General features: G+C 66.2%; 10 protein-coding genes. 6 read left to right on the forward strand and 4 right to left on the reverse strand.

Annotation, left to right across the window (positions count from 1 at the left end; genetic code table 11):
* Window positions 1–74 precede the first annotated feature (74 nt).
* The 3 genes from H0U68_RS17110 to H0U68_RS17120 form a co-directional block, all read right to left on the reverse strand.
* The gene (locus tag H0U68_RS17110; RefSeq protein WP_296357770.1) at window positions 75–287 is read right to left on the reverse strand and encodes a hypothetical protein; all 213 of its coding nucleotides are present in this window, start codon (window positions 285–287) and stop codon (window positions 75–77) included.
* Between the two features lie 289 nt (window positions 288–576).
* Entirely contained in the window at window positions 577–1,059 is a 483-nt protein-coding gene (locus H0U68_RS17115; RefSeq protein ID WP_296357753.1) for a hypothetical protein, read from the reverse strand.
* Between the two features lie 52 nt (window positions 1,060–1,111).
* Window positions 1,112–1,345, reverse strand: a complete 234-nt coding sequence (locus H0U68_RS17120; protein WP_296357755.1) for a hypothetical protein — start codon at window positions 1,343–1,345, stop codon at window positions 1,112–1,114.
* A gap of 472 nt (window positions 1,346–1,817) precedes the next feature.
* On the opposite strand from H0U68_RS17120, the gene rlmJ reads away from it, so the two are divergent.
* Entirely contained in the window at window positions 1,818–2,717 is a 900-nt protein-coding gene (rlmJ, locus tag H0U68_RS17125) for a 23S rRNA (adenine(2030)-N(6))-methyltransferase RlmJ (protein ID WP_296357757.1), read from the forward strand.
* Between the two features lie 30 nt (window positions 2,718–2,747).
* Here the strand turns inward: rlmJ and H0U68_RS17130 are convergent, their stop codons facing one another.
* Complete coding sequence (locus tag H0U68_RS17130; RefSeq protein WP_296357758.1) at window positions 2,748–3,302, reverse strand: CAP domain-containing protein; 555 nt, start codon at window positions 3,300–3,302, stop codon at window positions 2,748–2,750.
* A gap of 148 nt (window positions 3,303–3,450) precedes the next feature.
* Here H0U68_RS17130 and paaA point away from each other — a divergent pair, with 148 nt between their 5' ends.
* From paaA to H0U68_RS17155, 5 genes are all read left to right on the forward strand, one after another.
* On the forward strand, window positions 3,451–4,464 hold the full coding sequence (gene paaA / locus H0U68_RS17135) for a 1,2-phenylacetyl-CoA epoxidase subunit PaaA (RefSeq protein ID WP_296357760.1): 1,014 nt from the start codon (window positions 3,451–3,453) through the stop codon (window positions 4,462–4,464).
* Window positions 4,465–4,559: 95 nt separating this feature from the next.
* Window positions 4,560–4,826: a 1,2-phenylacetyl-CoA epoxidase subunit PaaB gene (gene paaB / locus H0U68_RS17140; protein WP_296357768.1), complete on the forward strand. Its 267-nt coding sequence runs from the start codon at window positions 4,560–4,562 to the stop codon at window positions 4,824–4,826.
* The gene (gene paaC, locus H0U68_RS17145) at window positions 4,826–5,623 is read left to right on the forward strand and encodes a 1,2-phenylacetyl-CoA epoxidase subunit PaaC (RefSeq protein WP_296357762.1); all 798 of its coding nucleotides are present in this window, start codon (window positions 4,826–4,828) and stop codon (window positions 5,621–5,623) included. The genes paaB and paaC overlap by 1 nt, the downstream gene beginning before the upstream one ends.
* Entirely contained in the window at window positions 5,620–6,117 is a 498-nt protein-coding gene (paaD, locus tag H0U68_RS17150; protein WP_296357764.1) for a 1,2-phenylacetyl-CoA epoxidase subunit PaaD, read from the forward strand. The genes paaC and paaD overlap by 4 nt, the downstream gene beginning before the upstream one ends.
* Window positions 6,118–6,124: 7 nt before the next feature.
* Window positions 6,125–6,906 (forward strand): FAD-binding oxidoreductase (locus tag H0U68_RS17155; RefSeq protein WP_296357766.1); only part of this gene is annotated, 782 nt, incomplete at its 3' end.

Genomic DNA, 6,906 nt, shown 5'->3' on the forward strand with positions numbered 1-6,906 from the left:
ATTCCGTTCGCCTTCGATCTGTCGTCGAAAAGCTCACAGTAGCCCCGCCTCCCGGACCCGCCCGGCGTAGGCCTTCAACCGGCCAAGATAGTTGTCGTCGACCAGCCAAGGTAATTGTCGCCAACCAGGTTCTCCACCTTCTTGGAGAAGCCGTTTGTCAGGCGCGTGAACCGGCGCATGCCCATGCGCATGGAGCAACCAGCCATCCGCGAGACAGCGCGCATGCTGTTGCCTTCGACCAGCATTCCGAGGATCTGGGCGCGCTTTTCGATTGGGAGGCGGTTCATTTGCTTTCTCGGTCGTCTGAAATGAATTATGCTTGACCGATCAAGCAAATACAAGAGGGTGCGTAAAGAAAAAAGCAAAAGCTAGCGCGACCCTTGGCGCAGGGGCGAGCTAGTTGACAAAGGAAATGAGTCCGCGCAGAATTCGTTGCGCGCGCTGTTTTCGGCGCGTGCAACGAATCTGGCGTCTATTTCATATTGACGTCAGGTACTTGCTAAGCAACTTGATATCCTCCTTCGCACACTTTCCGTGCGATTGGGTGCCCTCCACAGGCGTCGGGTTGCGCGCGGCTTATGCCGCAGAAGGCCCCGCAGACGTTGCCGCGTCTTGCGGGGTTTTTTCTTCTGCAGCCAGCGACCAGCCGCGCGAACGGTCGCTGACGAATTCCTCGGAGCGGCTCAAGATCACGCTCACGGTAGTGTTTTTGTTCGCGCCGGTGATGTGCACCCCGTTGGATTCGATGAATTCAACTAACTGGGTGGTATGCGCAAAATTTTGCGCTGTGAGCACCTGACGACTCAGAGCGAGGATGCGCGCCTTCATGGACGCCTCGCCAGCGGCTTGAAATCGGTTCGGCTTTGATTCTGCTGGTGGACTGGGCTCGAACAGCTCGGGAGTGAGAAACACCGCTACGTCTTGCGCACCATAAAGCTTGCGCCCAAGATCGACAAACTCACGCAATGCGCCGCGTCGCTTTTCAAGCGCAGAAATTTGCTCATCGACGGTGACAAGCTCTGCCGCCGCGCGGGCGTAGATGTCAGTTGCGTTTTCCATTGCTCTGATTCTCAGTCCGAGCAAAAGACAAGCAAAGGAGATTTACTAAACGTTACTGGTTGGGCATCCAGCGCTTCGTTGCCGCCTTCTTTGCAATTTCGCTGCGTTGCTCTGGGGTAAGTGCAGCTTTGCGCGCAATCCCGCCTTTTTGACCACCAAGCCGGCCTAGCTCTACGGCAGCTTGATTTTTCGCTGAAGCCTGCGTCTTCGGCTCGTCCTCGGTTGCCTCATCCAATATGCGCTTGGCGAGCTGGTTTATGTCGAGTGACTTGGGGCGAGTGACCATGACCTAATTATCGGCGGTAAGCGCGCGGCCCCAGACGCTTCATAGGGGCCGGCTTCGCGGGGGGCGCGGTGCGGGGAGCCTCTCCGATTGCTTCGGCCAAGATGCGGGCCGCCATGCGATTGGTGTCCACGTTGCCGGACTTCACGGGAGCTATGCCGAGTGTTGCGTCACCCCAGCGCGCCAGTACCGCGACCCTGGCCCGGTAGAGGCGTATCAGCGGAACAGGCAGCTCTTGGGCGATGCGCTCCAACGCACGTAGCCGCCCCGCCAGTGCTGCGCGAGCCTCAGGGCTTCTGTCCTGGCCGCGCTCAGGATGGGTCGCCGCCCACAGCACGCGGGCAGCAATCTGGTTCTCGTCGGCAAGGGTCTGTACACAGGGCATCAGGCCCACCATAGCGGCCCCGTTCCAGCAGTCAAGGGCGCTTACTTTCAAACTGAGACACTACCTGCCCGGCACCGTTAACATCGGCGGATGTTCAGCTACCGCCACGCATTCCACGCCGGCAACCACGCCGACGTGCTCAAGCACACGGCGCTGATTGCCGTCCTCAAGCACCTGACCACCAAGGACACGCCGCTCACGGTGGTGGACACCCACGCCGGCGCCGGGCTGTACCGGCTGGACAGCGAGCAGACCGGCCTGTCTGGAGAAGCCGGCGAGGGCATCGTCAAGCTGGTCACCAGCCTGGATGCCGCGCAGGCCGTGCCCGCCGTCAAGGACTACCTGGACCTGGTGGCCAGCTTCAACAAGCCGGGGGAGCTGCGCGTCTATCCCGGTTCGCCCTTCGTCACGCACAGCCTGCTGCGCCAGGAAGCCCGCGACAAGCTGCGGCTGTTCGAGCTGCACCCCGCCGACAGCCGGGCGCTCGCCGGGCACGTGGCGCAGATGGAAGCCGGCCGGCAGGTCACGCTCAAGCGCGAAGACGGTTTCGAGGGATTGAAGGCGCTGCTGCCGCCGCCGGCGCGCCGCGCGCTGGTGCTGATCGATCCCAGCTACGAGATCAAGAACGACTACGGCAAGGTGCCGGCCTGCCTGCAGGACAGCCTGCGGCGCTTCGCCACCGGAACCTACTTCGTCTGGTACCCGGTGATCCCGCGGCCGGAGGCGCACGAACTGCCGCGCCGGCTGAAGACCCTGTCCAACCAGGTCGGCAAGCCCTGGCTGCACGCAACGCTGTCCATCGGCCAGTCCGAGGCGAAGACGACCATCATCCCCGGCGAGCCGCCGCCCCGGCCGGGCCTGACGGCCAGCGGCGTGTTCGTCATCAACCCGCCGCACACGCTCAAGCCCGCCTTGCAGCAGGCGCTGCCGCAGCTGGTGGAAGCGCTGGGCCGCGGGCGCGGCAAGGGCCACGTGCTGGAAAGCAGTTGACGCCGGCGCGGAAAGCAGCTGACGCGTGCGTCAGAGCTTGCGGGCCAGCACCATGGTCCAGTAGTCGCCGTAGGTGGTGCCCGGCCGGCTGACGCAGGACACGGCGATCTCGGTATAGCCCGGATCCATGATGTTGCGGCAGTGGCCGTCGCTCTGCATCCAGGCGTCCATCACGCCGCGCACGGTGAAGTCGCCGGCGGCGATGTTTTCGGCCACGCTCTTCCAGCGGTAGCCCTGGGCTTCCACCCGCTGGTAGGCGCGGGTGCCGCGCAGGCTCTCGTGCGAAAAGTAATTGGAAGCGGCCATGTCGCGCGAATGGACGTCGGCGGCCGTGAACAGCTGTTCGTTCCAGCCCACCGTGCGCGCGGCGCCGAAGCGCTCGCCGCCGCAGTCGGCGCCGGTGGCGCGCACCGCATTCACCTGCTGCAGGATGGCTGCCCGCATGCCGGGCACGTTGCACGGCGCGCCCGAGAAACCGGAAAACGGCGATGCGGCGGCAATGCCAGCATGCAGCGCCAGGGAGCCCATCAAGACGGCACCGGTGCCGCGGACGAGGGAGGAGAAGAAGGGGTGGATCGTGCTCACCCACCAACGGTAACGTAGGACAACACGCCGGGTCACCGTAGGACTTTCGCAGACAAGCTCTTCGCGACGGAACGTGACGAATTCCCGCAGCAAGCGCTGGGCTGCAAATTAACCGACCGCTCGGTCGGCTAATGGCTATACTGCACCGATGTACACCCAAGCCATGGATATGCCCGACGCCGCGCGGCTGCAAGCCGTGCCCACACCGGGCCAGGGGCCGCAGGCCGATCTTCAGGTGCGCTTCGACACGAAGATCGATGCGGACGGCCGGATCGAGCCGCAGGACTGGATGCCCGACGCCTACCGCAAGACGCTGCTGCGCCAGATCAGCCAGCACGCGCACAGCGAGATCATCGGCATGCAGCCCGAAGGCAACTGGATCTCGCGCGCACCCTCCCTCAAGCGCAAGGCGATCCTGATCGCCAAAGTGCAGGATGAAGGCGGCCACGGCCTGTATCTCTACTCCGCCGCCGAGACCCTGGGCACCAGCCGCGACCAGCTGCTGGACGCGCTGCACACCGGCAAGGCCAAGTACAGCTCCATCTTCAACTACCCCACCCTCACCTGGGCCGACGTCGGCGTGATCGGCTGGCTGGTGGACGGCGCGGCGATCATGAACCAGATCCCGATCTGCCGCTGCTCGTACGGGCCGTACGCGCGCGCCATGATCCGCATCTGCAAGGAAGAAAGCTTCCACCAGCGCCAGGGTTTCGAAAGCCTGCTGTCCATGATGAAGGGCACGCAGGCGCAACGCGACATGGTGCAGGAGGCGGTGAACCGCTGGTGGTGGCCGGTGCTGGCGATGTTCGGCCCGCCCGACAAGGACAGCCCGAACAGCGCCACCAGCATGCGCTGGGGCATCAAGCGCATCAGCAACGACGACCTGCGCCAGCGCTTCATCGACGCGACCATTCCGCAGACCAAGGTGCTGGGCGTCACCGTGCCCGACCCCGAACTGAAGTGGAACGAGGAGCGCGCGCACTTCGACTACGGCGCCATCGACTGGGACGATTTCTGGAACGTGGTCAACGGCAATGGCCCGTGCAACAAGGAACGCCTGGCCACGCGCGTGAAGGCGCACGACGACGGCCAGTGGGTGCGCGACGCCGCGCTGGCGCATGCGCGCAAGCAGAAGGCCCGGCAACTGAAGGAGGCGGCATGAGCGCAAACACCGATCACCCCCAGTCCACCGATCGCCCTGAGCCTGTCGAAGGGCGTGCTTCGACAGGCTCAGCCCGAACGGCCGGGGAATGGCCGCTGTGGGAAGTCTTCGTGCGCAGCAAGCAGGGCCTGGAGCACAAGCACTGCGGCAGCCTGCACGCCAGCGACGCGCAGCATGCACTGCAGATGGCGCGCGACGTCTACACCCGCCGCCAGGAAGGCGTGAGCATCTGGGTGGTGGCATCGTCTTCCATCACGGCCAGCGCGCCGGACGACAAGGCCGAGTTCTTCGAGCCCGCGGCCGACAAGATCTACCGCCATCCGACTTTCTACGAGATCCCCGACGAAGTGGGGCACATGTGATGACGCCCGCCGCGGTTGTCGCGCCGCTGGACTACCTCCTGCACCTGGCGGACAACGCCCTTGTCCTGGGACAGCGCAACGCCGAATGGAGCGGCCACGGGCCCGCGCTGGAAGAAGACATCGCGCTGGCCAACATCAGCCTGGACCTGGTCGGCCAGGCGCGCATGCTGTACCAGCATGCCGCCACCCGCATGGATGCCGGCACCACCGAGGACACGCTGGCCTATTTTCGCGACCCGGGCCAGTTCCGCAACTACACGCTGCTGGAGCTGCCGCACCACGGCCCGCTGGCCGGCACGGCCACCGCGGACCGCGACTACGCCACCACCATCGCCCGCAACTTCCTGTACTCGGCACTGATGGTGCTGGCGTGGGAAGCGCTGCAGCAGTCGGGCGACGCGCAGCTGGCAGCCATCGCCGCCAAGTCGCTGAAGGAAACGCGCTACCACCTGCGCCACGCGCGCGACTGGACGATCCGCCTGGGCGACGGCACCGAGGAATCGCAGCGCCGCATGCAGGCCGCGTTCGACCACCTGCTGCCCTACACGCAGGAGTTCTGGACGCCGTCCGCGCACGAGACCGAAGCAGTGGCCAACGGCAGCGGCGCCGATGCGCGGCTGCTGCGCGCGGCCTGGGAACAGGAAGTGGACGCCACCCTGGCGGAGGCGACGCTCAAGCGCGCCGCTGCCGCCGGCCACGTGCCGCGCGGCAAGGAAGGCCTGCACTCCGAACACCTGGGCTACGTGCTGGCCGAGATGCAATCGGTGGCGCGCCAGCACCCCGGAGCCAGCTGGTGAACTCCGCCGCGCAGCAGGCCTGGGACCTGCTCGAAGGCGTGCCCGACCCGGAGATTCCGGTGGTCAGCATCCGCGAGCTGGGCATCCTGCGTGAGGTGAACGAAGGCGCCGACGGCGAGCTGGAAGTGGTGATCACGCCCACCTACAGCGGCTGCCCGGCCATGGGACAGATCGAGGACGATGTGCGCGCGCTGCTGCACGCCCACAGCCTGCGGGCGCGCGTGGTCACGCGCCTGGCGCCGGCCTGGAGCACCGACTGGATCACCGAAGACGCGCGGCGCAAGCTGCGCGAATACGGCATCGCGCCGCCGCAGTGTTCGGCGGCCGGCAACGTGGTGCAGTTCGCGCGCCGCGCCGTGCCCGACGTCGTGCCCTGCCCGCGCTGCGGCTCGCACAACACCACCGAAACATCGCATTTCGGCTCTACCGCATGCAAGGCGCTGCACAAGTGCCTGGACTGCCTGGAACCGTTCGACCACTTCAAGCCCTACTAGATTGCGCATGGCCCTGCACTTCCATCCCCTGACCGTCAAGCGCGTCACGCCCGATGCCGCGGGCGCCACCGCCATCACCTTTGCCGTGCCCCCCGAACTGGCCGGCTTCGACTTCCTGCCCGGCCAGTTCCTCACGCTGCGCGCCACGGTGGACGGCCAGGAGGTGCGCCGCAACTACTCGATCTGCAGCCCGACGCAGCGCTATGCCGACGCGCGCGAGATCGACGTCGGCATCAAGCCGGTGGAGGGTGGCCTGTTCTCGCGCTGGGCGGTGCAGTCGCTGCGCCCAGGCAGCGTGGTGGACGTGATGCCGCCGGACGGCCGCTTCACGCCGCGCGCGCCGCAGGCACGCCACCGCGTGGGCTTCGCCGCCGGCTCGGGCATCACGCCGATCCTGTCGATCCTGGCAAGCACGCTGGCGGACGATCCGCAATCGCGCTTCACGCTGGTGTACTGCAACCAGCGCACCAACACCATCATGTTCAACGAGGCGCTGCAGGACCTGAAGGACCGCTATCCGGCGCGCCTGACCCTGCTGCACCTGTTGTCGCGCCAGGCGCAGGACGTGCCGCTGCTCAACGGCCGGCTGGACGAGGCCAAGGTCGGCGAGCTGCTGCAGGCGCTGCTGCCGGTGGCCGACATCGACGAGGCCTTCATCTGCGGGCCCGAAGCGATGATCGAATCGGTCGAGCGCGCGCTGCACGCCGCCGGCATGCCGGCCGACCGCGTGCATGCCGAGCGCTTCACCACGCCCGGCGACCCGGGCTCGGCGGCGCGGCCGCCGCAGGC

This window comes from Ramlibacter sp. (genome assembly GCF_013697775.1).
Taxonomy (GTDB): Bacteria; Pseudomonadota; Gammaproteobacteria; order Burkholderiales; family Burkholderiaceae_C; genus Ramlibacter.

Bases quoted from the DNA above. Each gene is read 5' to 3' on its own strand.
- H0U68_RS17110 (WP_296357770.1), bottom strand. From the start codon at position 287: ATGAACCGCCTCCCAATCGAAAAGCGCGCCCAGATCCTCGGAATGCTG.
- H0U68_RS17115 (WP_296357753.1), bottom strand. From the start codon at position 1,059: ATGGAAAACGCAACTGACATCTACGCCCGCGCGGCGGCAGAGCTTGTC.
- H0U68_RS17120 (WP_296357755.1), bottom strand. From the start codon at position 1,345: ATGGTCACTCGCCCCAAGTCACTCGACATAAACCAGCTCGCCAAGCGC.
- rlmJ (WP_296357757.1), top strand. From the start codon at position 1,818: ATGTTCAGCTACCGCCACGCATTCCACGCCGGCAACCACGCCGACGTG.
- paaA (WP_296357760.1), top strand. From the start codon at position 3,451: ATGTACACCCAAGCCATGGATATGCCCGACGCCGCGCGGCTGCAAGCC.
- paaC (WP_296357762.1), top strand. From the start codon at position 4,826: ATGACGCCCGCCGCGGTTGTCGCGCCGCTGGACTACCTCCTGCACCTG.